The sequence below is a fragment of the Aminobacter aminovorans genome (assembly GCF_900445235.1).
In the GTDB taxonomy this organism is placed as follows: Bacteria; Pseudomonadota; Alphaproteobacteria; order Rhizobiales; family Rhizobiaceae; genus Aminobacter; species Aminobacter aminovorans.
Genome location: NZ_UFSM01000001.1, coordinates 2,795,380 through 2,813,715, shown reverse-complemented (window position 1 = coordinate 2,813,715; position 18,336 = coordinate 2,795,380). Strand labels below are relative to the sequence as shown.

Annotated in this window: 15 protein-coding genes; 11 read left to right on the top strand and 4 right to left on the bottom strand. The window is 64.1% G+C overall.

From position 1 onward, the window contains the following. The first annotated feature begins 4 nt into the window (after positions 1–4). From DY201_RS13820 to DY201_RS13810, 3 genes are read left to right on the top strand one after another with little or no spacing between them, the layout of a single operon-like run. Entirely contained in the window at positions 5–1,276 is a 1,272-nt protein-coding gene (locus tag DY201_RS13820; protein ID WP_115731695.1) for a beta-ketoacyl-ACP synthase, read from the top strand. A gap of 42 nt (positions 1,277–1,318) precedes the next feature. Beyond that, positions 1,319–2,347, top strand: a complete 1,029-nt coding sequence (locus DY201_RS13815; protein WP_115731694.1) for a zinc-binding dehydrogenase — start codon at positions 1,319–1,321, stop codon at positions 2,345–2,347. 52 nt (positions 2,348–2,399) lie between these two features. Beyond that, positions 2,400–3,359: a lipid A biosynthesis lauroyl acyltransferase gene (locus DY201_RS13810; protein WP_115731693.1), complete on the top strand. Its 960-nt coding sequence runs from the start codon at positions 2,400–2,402 to the stop codon at positions 3,357–3,359. Positions 3,360–3,363: 4 nt separating this feature from the next. Here DY201_RS13810 and DY201_RS13805 read toward each other — a convergent pair whose 3' ends face one another. The 4 genes from DY201_RS13805 to DY201_RS13790 all read right to left on the bottom strand — a co-directional run bounded on the left by DY201_RS13805 (position 3,364) and on the right by DY201_RS13790 (position 8,661). Next, a complete protein-coding gene (locus DY201_RS13805) occupies positions 3,364–4,281 on the bottom strand; it encodes a dimethyl sulfoxide reductase anchor subunit family protein (protein ID WP_115731692.1) in 918 nt (305 codons plus the stop codon). Between the two features lie 3 nt (positions 4,282–4,284). After that, the gene (locus DY201_RS13800; protein ID WP_115731691.1) at positions 4,285–5,052 is read right to left on the bottom strand and encodes a 4Fe-4S dicluster domain-containing protein; all 768 of its coding nucleotides are present in this window, start codon (positions 5,050–5,052) and stop codon (positions 4,285–4,287) included. Then, positions 5,049–7,898, bottom strand: a complete 2,850-nt coding sequence (locus DY201_RS13795) for a molybdopterin oxidoreductase family protein (RefSeq protein WP_115733782.1) — start codon at positions 7,896–7,898, stop codon at positions 5,049–5,051. The genes DY201_RS13800 and DY201_RS13795 overlap by 4 nt, the downstream gene beginning before the upstream one ends. A gap of 337 nt (positions 7,899–8,235) precedes the next feature. Further along, positions 8,236–8,661 carry a L,D-transpeptidase gene (locus DY201_RS13790; RefSeq protein WP_115731690.1) on the bottom strand — a complete coding sequence of 142 codons (426 nt, stop codon included), beginning with the start codon at positions 8,659–8,661 and terminating at the stop codon, positions 8,236–8,238. A 307-nt stretch (positions 8,662–8,968) separates the two neighbouring features. On the opposite strand from DY201_RS13790, the gene DY201_RS13785 reads away from it, so the two are divergent. The 8 genes from DY201_RS13785 (at position 8,969) to DY201_RS13750 (ending at position 18,327) form a co-directional block, all read left to right on the top strand. Continuing rightward, complete coding sequence (locus DY201_RS13785) at positions 8,969–10,585, top strand: flavin monoamine oxidase family protein (protein ID WP_245431993.1); 1,617 nt, start codon at positions 8,969–8,971, stop codon at positions 10,583–10,585. Between the two features lie 49 nt (positions 10,586–10,634). Continuing rightward, the gene (locus DY201_RS13780; protein ID WP_115731688.1) at positions 10,635–11,048 is read left to right on the top strand and encodes a c-type cytochrome; all 414 of its coding nucleotides are present in this window, start codon (positions 10,635–10,637) and stop codon (positions 11,046–11,048) included. A gap of 125 nt (positions 11,049–11,173) precedes the next feature. Further along, positions 11,174–11,674, top strand: a complete 501-nt coding sequence (locus DY201_RS13775) for a RidA family protein (protein WP_115733781.1) — start codon at positions 11,174–11,176, stop codon at positions 11,672–11,674. A gap of 126 nt (positions 11,675–11,800) precedes the next feature. Next, on the top strand, positions 11,801–13,081 hold the full coding sequence (locus tag DY201_RS13770) for an acetylornithine deacetylase/succinyl-diaminopimelate desuccinylase family protein (protein WP_115733780.1): 1,281 nt from the start codon (positions 11,801–11,803) through the stop codon (positions 13,079–13,081). A gap of 135 nt (positions 13,082–13,216) precedes the next feature. Next, on the top strand, positions 13,217–14,698 hold the full coding sequence (locus tag DY201_RS13765; protein ID WP_115731687.1) for an ABC transporter substrate-binding protein: 1,482 nt from the start codon (positions 13,217–13,219) through the stop codon (positions 14,696–14,698). A gap of 196 nt (positions 14,699–14,894) precedes the next feature. Next, the gene (locus tag DY201_RS13760) at positions 14,895–15,842 is read left to right on the top strand and encodes an ABC transporter permease (protein WP_115731686.1); all 948 of its coding nucleotides are present in this window, start codon (positions 14,895–14,897) and stop codon (positions 15,840–15,842) included. Continuing rightward, entirely contained in the window at positions 15,839–16,705 is an 867-nt protein-coding gene (locus DY201_RS13755) for an ABC transporter permease (RefSeq protein WP_115731685.1), read from the top strand. Before DY201_RS13760 ends, DY201_RS13755 begins: the two co-directional genes overlap by 4 nt. After that, on the top strand, positions 16,702–18,327 hold the full coding sequence (locus DY201_RS13750; protein ID WP_115731684.1) for an ABC transporter ATP-binding protein: 1,626 nt from the start codon (positions 16,702–16,704) through the stop codon (positions 18,325–18,327). The genes DY201_RS13755 and DY201_RS13750 overlap by 4 nt, the downstream gene beginning before the upstream one ends. The last annotated feature ends 9 nt before the right edge of the window (positions 18,328–18,336 follow it).

The following is an 18,336-nucleotide window of genomic DNA, read 5'->3' as shown; positions in this document are numbered from 1 at the left end:
AAAAATGGCCAATCTGAAGGATCACCTCGGCAGACCCGTCGTCGCCGTCACCGGCATCGGCGTAGTCACCTCGCTTGGCGTCGGCAAGGCCGACAACTGGGCAGCATTGACGTCGGGCAAGTCGGGCATTCATCCGATCACCCGCTTCCCCACCGATCTGCTCAACACCCGCATCTCCGGCATGGTCGATTTCCTGCCGTCGAGCGCCAAGGGTGCCAGCGCGCTGACTTATGAGCTGGCCGAGACGGCAGCGCTCGAAGCCGTCGAAGAGGCAGGTTTTGCCTCCGACGACTTCGACGGTCCGCTGTTCCTCGCCTCGCCGCCGGTCGAACTGGACTGGCGCGACCGCTTCACGCTCTATGCCGGCGACGATGAAGGCTCGGCTTCCGAGCGCCTGCTCAAGGTGGCGCGCAGCCAGAACTCGCTCGACATGTTCGACACCTCGCAATTCGGTTCGATCGCCGACCGCCTCGCCGACCGGTTCGGCACGCGCGGCCTGCCGATCACCACCTCAACCGCCTGTGCATCGGGTGCCACCGCCATCCAGCTCGGCGTCGAGGCGATCCGTCGCGGCGAATGCGAGCGCGCCTTGTCGGTCGGCGCCGACGGTTCGGCTACGGCCGAAGCGCTGATCCGCTTTTCGCTGCTGTCGGCGCTGTCGACCAACAACGACGTGCCGGAAAAGGCCTCCAAGCCTTTCTCCAAGGACCGCGACGGCTTCGTGCTGGCCGAAGGTTCGGCGGCCCTGGTGCTCGAATCGCTGGAAAGCGCACTTGCCCGTGGTGCCGAGGTGCTCGGCATCCTCAGGGGCTGCGGCGAAAAGGCCGACGACTTCCACCGCACCCGCTCCAAGCCCGACGGCTCGCCGGCGATCGCCGCGGTCAAGGCGGCCCTTGCCGATGCCGGCCTCGCCGAAGACGAGATCGACTACGTCAATGCGCATGGCACCTCGACGCCCGAGAACGACAAGATGGAGCATCTGTCGCTGTCGACGGTGTTCGGCGAGCGCATCCGCAAGATTCCGGTGTCGTCGAACAAGTCGATGATCGGCCACACGCTGTCGGCCGCGGGCGCCATCGAGGCCGCCTTCTCGCTGATGACCATGCGTGAAGGCGTCATTCCACCGACCATCAACTACGACAATCCCGATCCTTCGATCGAGCTCGACGTGGTGCCGAATGTGAAGCGGAAGGCCGAGGTTCGCACTGTGCTTTCCAACTCCTTCGGCTTCGGCGGCCAGAACACCTGCCTTGTCATGGCGCGGGAACCGGTCTAAGCGACCGCCTACACGTCCCAGAGACAAGGATTTAGCGACATCATGCGCGCATTGCAGCTCGTTGAGGACCGCCGGCTCGAGCAGGTGGACATTGCACCGCCTCCCCCTCCCGGCCTTGGCGAAGTCACCTTGCGCATCAAGGCCGTGGCGCTCAACCACATCGACGTCTGGGGCTGGCGCGGCATGGCGTTTGCCAAGCGCAAGATGCCGCTGGTCATCGGCGCGGAGGCCTCTGGCGAGATCGACGAAGTCGGCCCCGGCGTTACCGGACTTGCGCCCGGCCAGCTCGTGTCGATCTACGGCGCCCGCACCTGCGGCCTGTGCCGCCCGTGCCGTGAAGGCCGCGACAATCTCTGCGAGCACGTCTCGGGCGTGCACGGCTTCCATCTCGACGGTTTCGCCCAGGAGAAGATCAACCTGCCGGCGCGTCTTCTTGTGCCGGCCCCTCCCGGCGTCGACGCCGTCGGTGCTGCGGTCGCCCCCGTCACCTTCGGCACTGTCGAGCATATGCTGTTCGACAACGCCAGGCTCGAGCCGGGCGAGACGATCCTGATCCATGCCGGCGGCTCGGGCATCGGCTCGGCCGCGATCCAGCTCGCCAAGAAGATGGGCTGCACCGTCATCACGACAGTCGGCTCCAACGACAAGATCGAGAAGGCCAAGGCGCTCGGCGCCGACCATGTCATCAACTATCGCGAAGACCGCTTCGAAGGCGTCGTGCGCAAGCTGACCAAGAAGAAGGGCGTCGACGTGGTGTTCGAGCATGTCGGCAAGGACACCTGGGCCGGCTCGATGTTCAGCCTCAAGCGCGGCGGCCGCCTCGTCACCTGTGGCTCGACCTCTGGCGTGTCGACCGAAATCAACCTGATGATGCTGTTCCAGCAGCAGCTCAAGCTGCTCGGCTCCTTTGGCTGCCGCATGGAAAACATGGCCGACGCCATGCAGAAGATGGCCGCCGGCCTGGTCAAGCCGATCATCGACACCGAGGTCGACTTCGCCTCCATCGACACCGCGCTGAAGCGGATGGAAGGTCGCGACGTGTTCGGCAAGATCATCCTGCGCATCGACTGAGGACGCCAGCGAATTGCCCCGCAGGAAGGCCAGCAAGATCCCCAGCCCCACAATGATGCGCATCATGGGGCGGCTGCGCATGCTCAACTACTGGCTGGTGGCCCAGGTCGCCCTGGTGGCGCTCAAGCTGCTGCGCCTGCTGCCGGTCGACAAGGCGCTCAATTTCGCCGATCGCGCCGCCCGCACCGTCGGTCCGTGGTTCGGCCGCCATCGCGTCGCACTCTCGAACCTGCGCGCCGCCTATCCGGACAAGAGTGAAGCCGAAATCGAAGCCATTGCCCTTGATATGTGGGGCAATATGGGCCGGCTTGGCGCGGAATACATCTTCCTTGAGCAGATTTTCGACCACGATCCTGAGGCCGAGACGCCCGGCCGCATCGAGGTGACCGGCCGCGATCATTTCCTCAAGATCGCCAGCGAGGACAGGCCGCACATCGTCTTCACCGGCCATCTCGGCAATTTCGAGCTGCTGCCGATCGCCGCCGCCACCTTCGGCATGAAGATCACGTCGCTGTTCCGCCCGCCGAACAACCCCTATCTGGCCGAATACATCTTCTCGACACGCGCCTCGAACATGGGCGACCTGCTGGCCTCGCAGCGCGGCGCGTCCTTCGCGCTCGCCGGCATTCTCGACCGTGGCGGCAATGTTGGCGTGCTCGTTGACCAGAAGTTCAAGCGTGGCCTCAGGACGACCTTCTTCGGCCGCGAATGCGAGACCAATCCGGTGCTCGCCATGCTCGCCCGCCACTATGACTGCGACGTCTATCCGGCGCATTGCATCCGCCTGCCCGGCGGGCGCTACAGGCTGGCGATCGAAGACAAGCTGGCACTGCCGCGCCGCGACGACGGCGCCGTCGATGTCCAGGCCACCACGCAGATGCTAAACGACACCGTCGAGCGCTGGATCCGCGAGGATCCGGGCCAGTGGATGTGGTTCCACAAGCGCTGGGGCTTGACCGAAGGCCGACGCCGCAAGGTCAACAAGTCAGGCAAGCTCTCGGCCGATAGCTGAAGCGCTATCCGTCGTAATAGTTCATGACTGCATGGCGGGCTTCCGCGAAAAACAGCCAGCGCTCGACGACAAGGCCAAGCGCGTAGCAGAACACGGCCAGCACGGCAGCCGGCATGGCGGCCGACCCGCCGGCAAGGATCGCCACCACCAACAGCAGCACAGGTGCCAGCCCGCCAGACAGGATCGCCAGCCTGGACAGCTTGAGCGCATGCTTGCGCGCGACCTTGAAGCCCATTTCACGGGTCAGGTAGTTCTCATTGACATGCGGCCGCTCGAACAGCCTGACATGGCCGATATGGCCAAGCCCGGTGGCGCTCTCGGGCGTCGACAACGGCGCGAGTGTCCGCAGCCTTGTCCACCACTTTTGCTTGCAGATCCACGCCGCCACGACAAACAGGATGGCGATTGCGGCGCAAACCGGGCCGCCGCTGCCGGATGAGTAGCCGGCGACGGCTGCGAGCAGGAAGCCCCCGGCTGCCGCGAACAACAGGTAGCAAAGCGGCGTAAGCCCTGTATTCCAGGCCTGGATCGAGCGCAGGGAACCGTAGATCATCGCCGTGCAGTAGACGGTGACGCCACACATCACCGTGCCGGCCAGGCCCGCAACCGCGAGGTAACGCCCCTCGACGATGGCAAACCATGCCGTAGCCGTCAGCGGCACGAAGCTGGCGGTTGCCATCACGCCTTCGCGCGACAGCCAGCTCGAGCGCCATTGCGACAGCGCCCGCCATGCCCGTTGCGGGTTGCCGAGATGCAGTGTCGACGACAGCAGGCCTGCCGCGATAATTGCCAGCGCGCCGAGGTGCGCAAGCTTGACCGACAGGGTCGAGGCGTCGAGCAGGCCAAGTCCGAGCACAGCCGCCAAGCCGTAGCCGAGCCCGGAAAGCGTGGTGAACACGATGATGGAGAATGCGGGATGCATGGTTCAGATCCGGTCCAGCATGCCGTCGAGCCAGGCAAAGAAACCTTTGGCGCCGTCGGTGTTCTCGGCCAGCACGGCAGAACCGGCAGGCGCGGCCAGCGGCGTGCGCGGCCGTGGCGGCAGGTACTTGTTGGTCGGGCGCGTGCCCTGCTCCGGCATCAGGTCGTAGCCGCCGCGCTCGGCCACCATGCGCGAGACCTCTGATGAGGCATCGCCGAGATCGCCGAAATGCCGGGCATTGGCCGGGCACGTCCGGACACAGGACGGCACCCGGTCGACCTCCTTGAGCGTCTCGTTGTAGATGCGGTCGACGCACAAGGTGCATTTCTTCATCACCCCGGCGGCCAGATCCATCTCGCGCGCGCCATAGGCGCACGACCAGGCGCACAGGCCACAGCCGATGCATTTGCTCTCGTCGACAAGCACGATGCCGTCTTCGGCGCGCTTGTAGGAGGCGCCTGTCGGACAGGCGGTGACGCAGGGCGCATCGTCGCAATGCAGGCATGACTTGGGGAAATGCACGATGCGTGCCTCTCCCGCCTCGCCGATCACGTGCCCGCCCTCCGGCACGACCTCGAAGGTGTGGATGCGATTGAGGAAGGTGCCGGAAACATCGGCCCCATACGGGTCCTGGTCGGACAGCGCCGCGCCATAGCCGCCGGTGTTCCACTCCTTGCAGCTGATGACGCAGGCATGGCAGCCGACGCAGACGTCGAGGTCGATGACCAGGCCAAGCTTCTTCGGTGTCGGCAGTGACGGCAGGCTGGTCATTTCGCCCACTCCTGGCCATAGCGCAGCTCGTCGACATGCGGACGCCCTCCGCCGGGTTGCGCGACGGCGGCAAGATGCGGCTCGCTGACCTCGGCCGGTTCGGCTTTCTCGATGCGGACGCGCAGGTCGTACCACGCCGCCTGGCCGGTCACCGGATCCGAGTTCGACCAGCGCATACCGTCGCCCTTCGGGGGTAGAAGTTCATGGATCAAGTGATTCATCAGGAAGCCTTTTTTGGCTTCGGGCGCATCCTTGTCGAGCGCCCAGGCGCCCGCGCGCTTGCCGATCGCATTCCATGTCCAGATCGTGCTCGAATTGACCGCCTCCATCCGCGCGACCTCGACCTTGATGCGGCCGTGATGCGAAATCACCCAGACCCAGTCGCCATCGACGAGCCCGATCTCGTCGCAGATCGGATCAGGCACATAGAGCGGGTTCCGTGTATGGATCTGCCTGAGCCAGGCATTCATCGAGCCCCAGGAATGGTACATCGCCGCCGGTCGCTGGGTGATGGCATGATAGGGATAGTCCTCGCGGCTGACCGCCGCCTCCTCGAACGGCCGGTACCACATCGGCAGCGGATCGAAGGTGGCGAGGATGCGCTCGCGATGCGTCTCGGGCGCCACCGGTTCACGCAGGCCTTCGGCCGAGAGCCGGAATTTCTGCAGTGATTCCTGGTAGAGCTGGAAGGTCACCGGCTTCGGCTCGTCGAAGAAGCCCATGCGCACGGCAAAATCCTGATAGGCCTTGTTGGCGTGCTTGAAGAACTGCGCTTCGAGCGGGATATGCGCTGAGAAGAACGAGCCGTTCTCAATGTAGCGATCGAGCTGGTTACGGTTGATCGCCCCGCGCCCGGCACGGTCGCCATTGCTGCCGCGGAAGCCGGCAAGCGGCCCGATGCCAGGCCGCCTTTCGTGGCGCACGATATAGTCGGCATAGTCCGCATAGAGCGCCTTGCCCCGGCTGTCGACGAAACCGGGCAGCTTGAGCCGTGCGCCAAGGTCGATCAGCACGCTCTGGAAGCCGCGCACATTCCGATCCGGCTCGACCACCGGCCAACGGATGGCGTCCTGGACCGCATCCGGCTCGGAGATCGGCCGGTCAAGCAGCGAAATGCAGTCGTGCCTCTCGAGGTAGGTCGTGTCGGGCAGCACCAGATCGGCATAAGCGACCATTTCGGAGGAATAGGCGTCCGAATATATGATCTTCGGGATGCGGTAGGCGCCCGTCGCGGGATCCTTGTCCTCGAGCATCTTGATGACGCCCGCGGTGTTCATCGACGAGTTCCACGCCATATTGGCCATGTAGAGGAACATCAGATCGATCGGGTACGGATCGCCGGCATGGGCGTTGGCGATCACCATGTGCATCAGCCCATGGGCAGAGATCGGCGCATCCCAGGAAAACGCCTTGTCGATGCGCATCGGTTTGCCGTCGGCGTCGATCAGCAGATCTTCCGGCCCACGCGGAAAACCGAGATGCGGGCCCGACAGCGGCTTGTTGGAGCCGAAATGCTCGGCCTTGCCGTGCGGCGTCGGATGCGCCTCGATCGGCTTGGGATAAGGCGGCTCGAAGCGGAAGGCACCGGGGCAGTCGACGGCGCCGATCAGCACCTGCAGCATGTGCAGGGCGCGCGCCGTCTGGAAGCCGTTCGAATGCGCCGAAAGCCCGCGCATGGCATGGAACGACACCGGACGCCCGACAAACGCCTCATGGCGCTCGCCATTCATGTCGGTCCAGGGCTGATCGATCGTGATCGCCTCGTCGAAGGCGACGCGCGCGATCTCGGCAGCGAGGCCCCGGATGACGTCGGCGGCGACGCCGGTTTCCCCGGCGACCGCCTCCGGCGCATATTGCGGGTCGAGGTATTTTTCGGCGAGCAGTTGGAACGACGGCACGGCAAAGCGGCCGTCGGGCAGCTCGACACGCCCGGAAAGTGCGGCCCGCGCGCCTTTGCTGCCCAAAGCCACGACCTGTTCGGTGACGGATTCGAAGATCTGCGGCTTGCCCTCGGCATCGCGGACGAATAGCCCGTGCTCGGCGGTTCCGGGCGCATCCACGACCAGCCAGGTCGCGTTGGAATAGCGCACGATGTAGTCGACATCGATTTTCCGCGCCTTCAGCAGTTCATGTATGACGGCGAGGATCAGCAGGCCGTCGGTGCCGGGGCGGATGCCGATCCAGTTGTCGGCGACTGCCGAATAGCCGGTGCGCACCGGATTGACCGAGACGAAGCGGGCGCCGCGCTTCTTGAGCTTCGAAATGCCGATCTTGAGCGGGTTGGAATCGTGGTCCTCCGCCACGCCGAACATCACGAACAGCTTGGTCCGGTCCCAGTCGGGCGCGCCGAATTCCCAGAAGGCCCCGCCGATGGTCATGATGCCGGCGGCCGCCATGTTGACCGAGCAAAAGCCACCATGGGCGGCATAGTTGGGCGTGCCGAACTGCTGGGCCCAGAAGCCGGTCAGCGACTGCGACTGATCGCGGCCGGTGAAGAAGGCCAGCTTCTTCGGATCGGCCTGGCGCACGCCGTCCAGCCAGCCGGTCGCCAGTTCCAGCGCCTCGTCCCAGGAAATCTCCTTGAACTCGCCCGAGCCGCGCGGCCCGGTCCTGAGCAGCGGCGCGCGCAGCCGCGCCGGCGCATAGTGCTGCATGATGCCGGCCGAACCCTTGGCGCACAGAACGCCGCGATTGACCGGATGGTCGCGGTTGCCCTCGATGTAGCGGACCTTGCCGTCCTTGAGATGGACGTCGATGCCACAGCGGCAGGCGCACATATAGCAGGTGGTCTTGCGGACCTCGTCGGAGACGGGTTCCGAAAGCGCTACATGCGGTTCTGACGTCATCCGGCGGGCCTCCCTGAACAAGAGTCCTAGCGAGGCGGCAGCTGAAAGGAAATGCCCGAAAACGGCTCTCTACGGCAAAATTTGTCTATAGTGCGACAAGAACTTAGACCAGACGGCTAAAGTCACGCCAGAAATGAAAGGCCGAGGAGCCCCCACTCCCCGGCCTTTTCGCAGGCACGTCGCCCCGAAACTCAATTGGCGGTCACATTAGCACCGTCTTGATCGACGGCAATTCTTGAGCCGTCCAGTTCAAGCTCTTTCATTGCGGCATGAAGCAATTCTGCAACAGAAATGCCGATATCGGCGCAAATGGCACGTATGTTTCCGCCAGCACGCGCTAATTGGTCACGACGATCCGCGTGTTGCCCGCACCGACTTCCCTGACCAGCGAATAGAATCTCGCGGCATTCGCCGTCTGCAGCCGGACGCAGCCATGCGATGCCGGACGGCCCAGTTGCCTGACCGCACCCGTGCCATGGATGGCGTAGCCGCCATTGTAGAACACCGAATAGGGCATAGGCGAATTGTCGTATTTCTGCGAGTACCACATCCGGTGCAGGCGCTTCGGCCGCCAGCTGCCGCGCGGCGTGACATATCCCCTGCGTGCCGTCGAAACCGGCCATTGATGGATCACCCGCCCGTCGAAGCTGACGGTCATGGTCTGCGTCGCGATACTGACCCGCGCGACAAGAACATCTGCAAGTGCCTGAGTTGGAACGCCAGCAAAGCCCAATGCGGCGGCCATGAAGAGAGCCTTGTACATCCTTCGCACACTCCCCGAACCGGCAGTATTTTCCCTGCCCACCGAAGATGGGAGCATGAAAATCTGTACGGATGGTAAAACTGAACGTGGAAGATGAATACAACCGAACTCACCACCTGAGGTAGTGATCGCGAATTTTGCCGGCTTTCAGGTGGCCCAAGTCAGTGCCCCTCGCCGCCCCATCTGGCCCAGTTGACTCGACCCGGCATGGGCATAGGCTGCCCCTCGCAGCTGGAGCCACGTTCCAAGATGCTCCAGCCGGATAACGTGCGGCCAACAGCGGACCGTCGCCCGGAGGATCTCAGAAATGCAACCATCCCAATATTTTAGCGGCCAGTACTTGAGCGGTATGAGCAGGCGAAACCTGCTGTCGTTGATCGGCCTTACGGCCGGCACGGCGGCGATGTACCAGGCGATGACCAGCCTCGGTCTCGCAGTCGAGTCAGGCTACAAGGGACCGGTCAAGCTGGAGGGCGATCCGAAAGGCGCCAGCGTGCTTATCCTGGGTGCCGGCCTCGCCGGCATGACGGCCGCACTCGAGCTCCGGCAGGCCGGATACAAGGTCAAGATCCTCGAATACAACAACAGGTCGGGCGGGCGTAACTGGACGCTGCGCGGCGGCGACACCTACACCGAGCTCGGCGGCGCGACGCAGAAATGCGAATTCGACGAAGGCCTCTACATCAATCCCGGCCCGTGGCGCATCCCTTATCACCACAACGGTCTGCTCGCCTATTGCCGGCGCCTCGGCGTCGCGCTGGAGCCGTTCCAGCAGCTCAACCACAACGCCTTCCTGCATTCGTCCAAGGCCTTCGGCGGCAAGCCGCAGCGCGTGCGCGACATCAAGATCGACTTCCAGGGCCATGTCTCCGAACTGCTCGCCAAGGTTGCCCACACCGGCAAGCTCGAAGGCGGCGTCACCAAGGAAGACCAGGAGATGCTGGTCGAGGCCCTGCGCTCCTGGGGCGCGCTCGACAAGGACTATGCCTACACTAAAAGCATAGCGACCTCCGAATTCCGCGGCTTCGCCAAGGACCCCGGCGGCGGCCTCGGTGCTGCCCCCGTGCCGAGCGATCCGATTGCCCTGACCGACATATTGAGCTCGGGCCTGTGGGGCAGCCTCGCCAATTTCGCCCTCTACGAGTTCCAGACGACGATGTTCCAGCCGGTCGGCGGCATCGACATGATCGGCAAGGCCTTCACCAAGGAGGTTGGCGACCTGATCACCTACAATGCCAAGGTCTCGAAGATCGATCAAGACGACAAGGGCGTCACCGTCACCTATGAGGACGTCCAGAAACCGGGCACGATGGCCGAGGAGAAGGCCGATTGGTGCATCTGCACCATTCCGCTGACCATTCTCAGCCAGATCGAGATCAATGTCGGCGCCCCGATGCAGGCGGCGATCGAAGCCGTGCCTTATGCCTCGTCGGTCAAGGTCGGCCTGCAGTTCAAGCGGCGTTTCTGGGAACAGGACGAGCTGATCTTCGGCGGCGTCAGCTACACCGACCTGCCGATCACCCAGATCTCGTATCCGAGCACCAGCTTCAACACCAACGGCAAGGGCGTGCTGCTCGGCGCCTACACCTGGAACGGGCCGCACTCCTACGAGTTCACCTCGATGGCGCCGGAGGAACGCGTCAAGCGCGCCGTCGAATATGGCACGATGATTCACCCGCAATACAAGGATGAGTTCGAGAACGGCATCTCGATGGCCTGGCACCGCTCGCCCTTCACGCTCGGCTGTGCCGGCGACTGGACCGAGGAGGCTCGCAAGGAACACTACGACAACCTTTGCCAGATCGATGGACGCATCGTGCTCGCCGGCGAACACGCCTCCTACATCCCGGCGTGGATGGAGGGTGCGATCCTGTCGTCGCTCGATGCGATCACCAGGCTGCACCATCGCGTCGTGGCCGGATGACGGCAGCACCGCTCATCCTTCATCCTCATTTTTCGCAAGGCATGTCGACATGACCCAGCAATCGAAACGCTCAACCGGCCAAATCGCCGCCGCCGTCATCTTCGCCACATTTCAGGCAAGTGCTGCCCTGGCCGACTCGGCCGGCGCAACCTTCAGCGACGGTGACAATTTCTCCGAAAAAACCGGCCAGGAACTCTACGCCAATGTCTGCCAGGCCTGCCACATGGACCAGGGCCAGGGTGCCGTCGGCGCGGGCAAATATCCGGCGCTCGCCAAGAACGAGAACCTGGAATCGGGCGGCTACCCCGTCTACGTCATCCTGCATGGCCAGAAGGGCATGCCGCCCGTCGGCAGCATGATGAGCGACGACCAGGTGGCCGCCGTGGTCAACTATGTCAGGACCAATTTCGGCAACGACTACAAGGATCCGGTGACGGCGGAAGACGTCGCCGGGGCACGCTGACGGATCGAGGCCCGATCGGCCACAAGACTGCCTGGATCTACCAGGTTTGGAGCGCCAGCTCCAGCAACCGAAGCAGCCGGTGATCCTGCTGGCTGCTTCATTTCATGCGGCAAAAGGAGAAAGACATGACAACACTGCGGATCTGCGCCGCCACGCTCGTGGCCGGGGTGTTCTTCTCGGGCAACGCGATGGCTGAGGACGTCGTGCGCCACAAGAACCCGAGTTCGGACTTTCCGATCGCCCAGGCCGTCGAAGTCCCCGCCGGCAAGACGACGGTCTATGTCAGCGGCGCGGTGCCCTCGGTCGTCGACGAGAAGGCCGAGAAGGGCAGCCTTGCCGCCTATGGCGACACCAGGACACAGACCGAATCGGTGCTGAAATCGATCGAAAAGACCCTCGAAGGCCTCGGCCTCAAGATGGGCGACGTGGTCAAGATGCAGGTCTTCCTCGTCGGCGATCCGGCACAGAGCGGCAAGATGGATTTCGCCGGCTTCATGGACGGCTACACCAAGTTCTTCGGCACCAAGGAACAACCGAATCTGCCGGCCCGCTCGGTCATGCAGGTCGCCGGCCTCGTCGCGCCCGGCTGGCTGGTCGAGATCGAGGTCACCGCCGTCCGCCCGTGAGTGGAATGGTTCGCGCGGGTTGCCCCGAAACAGGCAGCCTGCGCGCTCGACAGCGGCTGACGGATGCGTAAGACTGGCAACGATCCGGGCAAGGTGAAGCCAGACAAAGTGAACAATGTCGACCGCATGTATGACAAGCTTTTCAAGATCATAGACGACCGCCGTGAAGAACTGGCGGAACTGACTGCCGAGCTGATCCGTTTTCCCACCATCAATCCGCCCGGCGACGCCTATCGCCCTTGCGCTGAATATCTCGGCAATCGCCTGGCCAGGCGCGGCTTCGGCGTCGAATACATCAGGGCCGAAGGCACGCCAGGCGACACCGACCGCTATCCGCGCATCAATGTCGTTGCCCGTTTCGACGGCCGGGTTGCCGGACCCACCGTCCATTTCAATTCCCATATCGACGTCGTCGAGGCGGGCGAAGGCTGGTCGGTCGATCCATTTGCCGGCACGATCCGCGACGGTCGCGTCTATGGCCGCGGCGCCTGCGACATGAAGGGCGGGCTGGCGGCCTCGATCATCGCAGCCGAAGCCTTCATGGAAGCCAACCCGGATTTTCCCGGCGCCATCGAGATATCAGGCACTGTCGACGAGGAGTCGGGCGGTTTCGGTGGCGTCGCCTATCTCGCCGGCAAGGGATATTTCTCCAGGCCCAGGGTCGACCACGTCATCATTCCCGAGCCGCTCAACAAGGACCGTATCTGCCTCGGTCATCGCGGCGTCTGGTGGGCGGAAATCGAGACCAAGGGCGAGATCGCACATGGCTCCATGCCGTTCCTCGGCGACTGCGCCGTCCGCCACATGGGGGCCGTGCTCGAAGCCTTCGAGCGGGAGTTGTTTCCCGCGCTCGACCGCAAGGCGACGCGCATGCCGGTGGTGCCGGAAGGCGCCAGGCGCTCGACGATGAACATCAACTCGATCCACGGCGGCCAGACCGACGATTTTCGCCCCGGCCTGCCCTCGCCCAACGTGCCCGATTCCTGTCGCCTGACCATCGACCGCCGCTTCCTGCTGGAAGAAGACATCGTCGACGTCAAAGGCGAAGTCACCAGCATCCTCGACCGCCTCAAGCGCGAGCGGAAGAAGTTCGACTACGAGATCCGCGACATCATGGAGGTCCAGCCGCTGATGACCGAGCGCGATGCGCCGGTGGCGTCGGCCATCGCCATGGGCATACGCGAGATCTTCGACAAGGAGCCGGAATATGTCATCTCGCCCGGCACCTATGACCAGAAGCACGTCGCTCGCATCGGCCATTTGTACGATTGCATCGCCTATGGCCCGGGTATCCTCGACCTCGCCCATCGGCCGGACGAATGGGTCGGCATCGACGACATGGTCCAGTCGGCGAAGGTGATGGCAATAGGCCTCGATATCTTGCTGCGCGGCCAGTTCAACGGCTGAGCGGGCAAGCAACGGCTGTTGGGCGGTGAGAAATCATTTCCGCAGCACTGCTGCAATTGCAACAAACGCGATTTACTCGGCCGGGAAATCACGCTTCTATCCGGCCCGTCGAAGTCGAAGCGGGGAGATCTGAGCATGAAGCAATGGAAAACCATACTGGCGGCCGCAGCGCTGGCGCTGGCCTCCGGCACCGCCGCGATGGCCGCCCGCACCGACCTCGTGCTCGGCATGCCTTTGGAGCCGCCGCATCTCGACCCGACCGCAGGTGCAGCCGCCGCCATCGACGAAGTCTTCTACGCCAACGTCTTCGAAGGCCTGACGCGCATCGGTTCGCGCGGCGAGGTGCTGCCCGATCTGGCCGAGAGCTGGACGATTTCCGACGACGGCAAGACCTACACCTTCAAGCTGCGCTCCGGCGTGAAATTTCATGACGGCAGCGACTTCGACGCCTCCGACGTCAAGTTCTCGCTCGACCGCGCCCGTGGCGAAAGCTCAGTCAACGCCCAGAAAGGCCTGTTTGCGCCGATCGACACCATCGAGGTCGTCGATCCCTCGACTGTCAAGGTGACGCTCAAGAACCCCCTCGGCTCGTTCCTCTACAATCTCGGCTGGGGCGACGCGGTGATCGTTGCGCCGGAGAGCGCCGAGACCAACAAGGAAAAGCCTGTCGGCACCGGTCCGTTCAAGTTCCAGAACTGGGCCAAGGGCTCGTCGATCACGCTGGTCAAGGCCGATGGCTACTGGGGCGATCCGGTAGCGCTCGACAAGGCCGAGTTCCGCATCATCCCCGACGCCGCCGCCGCCATCCCTGCCCTGCTTTCGGGCGACGTGCAGGCGCTGCCCAACTTCGCGCTCGGCGACGCGCTCGCCCAGGTCAAGGCCGACCCACGCTTCAAGGTGGTCATCGGCACCACCGAGGGCGAAACGGTGCTGTCGACCAACAACAAGAAGCCGCCCTTCGACAATCTCAAGGTGCGCCAGGCAATCGCGCATGCCATCGACCGCAAGGCGCTGATCGACGGCGCGACCGGCGGTCTGGGAACGCCTATCGGCTCGCATATCGCCCCGCACAACCCGGCCTATGTCGACCTGATCGGCACCTATCCGCACGACATCGCCAAGGCCAAGGAACTGCTCAAGGAAGCGGGCCACGCCGATGGCTTCAAGGCGACGCTCAAGCTGCCGCCGGTCGGTTACGCCCGCCAGGGCGGCGAGATCATCGCCTCGCAATTGCGCGAGATAGGCATTGACCTGCAGATCATCCCGGTCGAATGGGCCGACTGGCTCAAGCAGGTGTTCACCGACAAGGATTACGACCTGTCGATCGTCTCGCACACCGAGCCCAACGACATCGATATCTATGCCCGCAAGGACTACTACTTCAATTACGACAACCCGGCCTTCAACAAGGTCATCGACGAGCTCAACCTGACCTCCGACGAGGCCAAGCGCACCGAGCTCTACAAGCAGGCGCAGAAGATTCTTGCCGACGATGCCGTCAACGGCTTCCTGTTCGAACTGCCCAAGGTCGGCATCTGGGACGCCAAGGTCGAAGGCCTGTGGGAAAACTCGCCCATCCAGGCCAACGACCTCACCAAGGTGAAGTGGGTCGACTGATGACAAGGTGGCGCGCCTTCGGGTGCGCCACCACCCGCTTGGCGGAAGCACGGCATGTTGCCTGCCCATGTGAAGCCGCTCACGACGAGGTTCAGCGCCGCTATTTCCGGGAGCATCGCAAGAGTTCTGTGAACTGCGCCTGTCCGCAACCCTGGCGAGCTTTCGAAGCGGCATTTTCTCGGGCAGTTTGCGCCTGATGACGATCTATCTGCTCAAACGCCTGTTGATCGGAATTGCGACCCTCGTCGTCGCCTCGCTCGTCGTGTTCCTGATGCTCGAGGTCGTCCCCGGAGATCCGGCCCGGCTGATGTTGGGCATGAACGCCAGTGACGCGCAGGTCAACCTGCTGCGCGAGCAGATGGGGCTGAACCAGCCGCTGATCCTGCGCTATGTCGACTGGATCCGCGGCCTGCTGCGGCTGGATTTCGGCAAATCCTACACCTATTCGGTACCGGTGATCGACCTGATCAGGGAGCGGCTTGTCGTCTCCTTCCCGCTTGCGGTGATCTCCCTGACGCTCTCGACGCTCATTGCCATTCCCGTCGGCCTGTTCGCCGCCGCGCGCCGTGGCAAGGCCGGCGACACCGCTGCCATGGCCATGGCACAGGTCGGCGTCGCCATGCCCAATTTCTGGTTCGCGCTGCTGCTTGTCTATGTTTTCGCCGTCTGGTTGCGGCTGGTGCCAGCCGGCGGCTTTCCCGGCTGGGGCAACGGAATCTGGCCGGCGCTCAAGGCGCTGGTCTTGCCGGCGCTCGCCCTCGCCTTGCCGCAGGCAGCAATTCTGGCCCGCGTCACCCGCGCCGCCTTGATCGAGGTGCTCAACGAGGACTACATCCGCACCGCACGCGCCAAGGGCATGCCGATGCGCGCGGTGCTGTGGCGGCACGCGCTGCGCAACGCCATGATCCCGGTGCTGACCATTATGGGCCTGCAATTCGCCTTCCTGCTCGCCGGCACCATCATCATCGAAAACGTCTTCTATCTGCCGGGCCTGGGACGCCTTGTCTTCCAGGCGATCACCCAGCGCGACCTGATCGTCGTCGAAAGCGTGGTGATGCTGCTGGTCGCCGCCGTGGTGCTGGTCAACCTGATCGTCGATCTGTCCTATGCGCTGGTCGACCCGCGCCTGAGGGCACGGCAATGAACGAAAAGACACCTCAAAGCGAAGGTTTCGGCGAATTCGTCGGCCGCGCGTTCGGCAACCGCTCCTTCGTCATCGGCCTCGTCATCACCCTGGTCGTCGCTGCCATGGCGGCCGTCTCGTTCTTCTGGACCCCCTTCGACGTCATCAGGCTCGTCGTCGCGGACCGCATGCAGCCGCCCTCCGCCGCGCACTGGTTCGGCACCGACCATTTCGGTCGCGACGTGCTGTCGATGATCATGATCGGGGCCCGCAACTCCATCGCCGTGGCGCTTGTCGCGGTCGTCATCGGCATGGGCATCGGCGTGCCGCTCGGCTGCTGGGCGGCAGCGCGTGGCGGCTGGGTCGACGAGTCGCTTATGCGCTTCAACGATCTCGTCTTCGCCTTCCCCGCCTTGCTGTCGGCGATCATGATCACCGCCGTCTTCGGACCGAGCGCGATCAATGCCATCATCGCCATCGGCATCTTCAACATCCCGGTCTTCGCCCGCGTCGCGCGTGCCGGCGCATTGTCGATCTGGCCGCGCGAATACATCCTTGCCGCCCGTGCCGCCGGCAAGAACAAGAGCCGCATCACGGTCGAGCATATCCTGCCCAACATCGCCAACCTGCTCCTGGTGCAAGGCACCATCCAGTTCGCGCTCGGCATCCTGGCCGAGGCCGCCCTGTCTTATGTCGGGCTCGGCACGCAACCGCCGATGCCGAGTTGGGGCCGCATGCTGTTCGACGCCCAGACGCTGATGATGGTGTCGCCATGGCTGGCGTTGTTCCCCGGCTGCGCCATCCTGATCACCGTGCTTGGGCTCAACCTGCTCGGCGACGGCATATCGGATATCTTCGATCCGCGGTCGAGGCGCCGCCCATGAGCCTGCTCGAGATCGAAAAGCTGTCGCTCAGGATCGGCCGGACGCAGGTGCTGAAGGAGGTCGACCTCGCCATCGAACCCGGCGAGGTGATGGGGCTCGTCGGCGAATCCGGGTCGGGAAAATCCATGACGGCACTTGCCGTCATGCGCCTCACGCCTGCAGCAACACAGATGACGGGGCGTGTCACCTTTGACGGCATCGACATTCTCTCAGCCACCGAGGCTCAGATGTGCGCGCTGCGCGGCGACGACATCGGCATGGTGTTCCAGGAGCCGATGACAGCGCTCAATCCGGTCAAGACGATCGGCGAGCAGGTCGCCGAAGGCATCAGGTGGCACACAAGGGCGAGCCGCGCCGAGGCTGAGGCGCAGGCACGCAAGATCCTCGACCGGGTCGGCATGCCGGAGCAGAAATTCCCGCTGTCGCGCTATCCGCACGAATTGTCCGGCGGCCAGCGCCAGCGCGTCGCCATCGCCATCGCCTGCGCGTTGAAGCCCAAACTGCTGATCGCCGACGAGCCGACGACCGCACTCGACGTCGTGCTGCAGGCGCAGATCCTCGACCTGCTCAAGGAACTGGTCCGCGAAAACCGGATGAGCCTGCTGTTCATCTCGCACGACCTCGCCGTCGTCACCGAAATGGCCGACCGGATCACCATCCTGCGCCAGGGCATGGTGACGGAGTGTGGCGACACCGCACGAACGCTGTCGGAGGCAACCCATCCCTACACCCGCCAGCTGGCGCTGGCCTCGATGCACGTGCCGGCCCGCGTCAGGCCTCATATCGACGAAACCGCACCCGACACACTGCTCGACGTCGCCAATCTGACCAGGGACTATCCCGGCCGGCGACGGTCGCTGTTTTCGAAGCCGGAACCCGTCCGCGCCGTCGACAACGTCTCGCTCAAGATGAAGCCGGGTGCTTCGGTGGCGCTTGTCGGCCGCTCCGGCTGCGGCAAGTCGACCCTTGCGCGGATGATCCTGGCGCTCGACACCCCCACCGATGGAACCATCAAGTTTCGCGGCATGGACATTACCCGCGCCGACGAGACCGCCATGCGCCGCGCCCGCCGCAACATGCAGGTGGTGTTCCAGGACCCTTACGGCTCGTTCGACCCGCGTCACACCGTCGAGCGGCTTGTCGGCGAACCGCTGCATCTTCTCGAGCGCAAGCCAGGCCGCAAGGAACGCCGCGACATGGTCGGTCGCGCCCTGCATGAAGTCGGCCTCAGCCGTTCCGACATGGAGAAATACCCGCACGAGTTTTCCGGCGGCCAGCGCCAGCGCCTGTCGATCGCCCGCGCCATCATCACCCGGCCCAAGCTGGTGGTGGCGGACGAGCCTGTGTCGGCGCTCGACGTCTCGATCCGCGCGCAGATCCTCGACCTGTTCGCCGAGCTCAACCAGAAGCTGGGCGTCGCCTATCTCTTCATCACCCACGACCTGACCGTTGCCCGCGCCATATCAGACGACGTTCTGGTCATGCATGAAGGGCGGATCGTCGAGCGCGGCAAGACATCTGACGTGCTCGACCATCCGCAGACCGAGGCCGCGCAGGCGCTTGTCTCGGCAGCCCCCGACCTGCACCGGGCAATCGCCCGGCGGCTGCAGGAACAGGGGTGAGCAGCCGGT

What these genes read in the sequence shown, in the direction of transcription:
- DY201_RS13775 (WP_115733781.1), top strand. Translation starts at nt 11,174, where the DNA reads ATGACAACACTGCGGATCTGCGCCGCCACGCTCGTGGCCGGGGTGTTC.
- DY201_RS13805 (WP_115731692.1), bottom strand. Translation starts at nt 4,281, where the DNA reads ATGCATCCCGCATTCTCCATCATCGTGTTCACCACGCTTTCCGGGCTC.
- DY201_RS13785 (WP_245431993.1), top strand. Translation starts at nt 8,969, where the DNA reads ATGCAACCATCCCAATATTTTAGCGGCCAGTACTTGAGCGGTATGAGC.
- DY201_RS13820 (WP_115731695.1), top strand. Translation starts at nt 5, where the DNA reads ATGGCCAATCTGAAGGATCACCTCGGCAGACCCGTCGTCGCCGTCACC.
- DY201_RS13810 (WP_115731693.1), top strand. Translation starts at nt 2,400, where the DNA reads ATGATGCGCATCATGGGGCGGCTGCGCATGCTCAACTACTGGCTGGTG.
- DY201_RS13800 (WP_115731691.1), bottom strand. Translation starts at nt 5,052, where the DNA reads ATGACCAGCCTGCCGTCACTGCCGACACCGAAGAAGCTTGGCCTGGTC.
- DY201_RS13790 (WP_115731690.1), bottom strand. Translation starts at nt 8,661, where the DNA reads ATGTACAAGGCTCTCTTCATGGCCGCCGCATTGGGCTTTGCTGGCGTT.
- DY201_RS13815 (WP_115731694.1), top strand. Translation starts at nt 1,319, where the DNA reads ATGCGCGCATTGCAGCTCGTTGAGGACCGCCGGCTCGAGCAGGTGGAC.
- DY201_RS13765 (WP_115731687.1), top strand. Translation starts at nt 13,217, where the DNA reads ATGAAGCAATGGAAAACCATACTGGCGGCCGCAGCGCTGGCGCTGGCC.
- DY201_RS13795 (WP_115733782.1), bottom strand. Translation starts at nt 7,898, where the DNA reads ATGACGTCAGAACCGCATGTAGCGCTTTCGGAACCCGTCTCCGACGAG.
- DY201_RS13760 (WP_115731686.1), top strand. Translation starts at nt 14,895, where the DNA reads ATGACGATCTATCTGCTCAAACGCCTGTTGATCGGAATTGCGACCCTC.
- DY201_RS13780 (WP_115731688.1), top strand. Translation starts at nt 10,635, where the DNA reads ATGACCCAGCAATCGAAACGCTCAACCGGCCAAATCGCCGCCGCCGTC.
- DY201_RS13750 (WP_115731684.1), top strand. Translation starts at nt 16,702, where the DNA reads ATGAGCCTGCTCGAGATCGAAAAGCTGTCGCTCAGGATCGGCCGGACG.
- DY201_RS13755 (WP_115731685.1), top strand. Translation starts at nt 15,839, where the DNA reads ATGAACGAAAAGACACCTCAAAGCGAAGGTTTCGGCGAATTCGTCGGC.
- DY201_RS13770 (WP_115733780.1), top strand. Translation starts at nt 11,801, where the DNA reads ATGTATGACAAGCTTTTCAAGATCATAGACGACCGCCGTGAAGAACTG.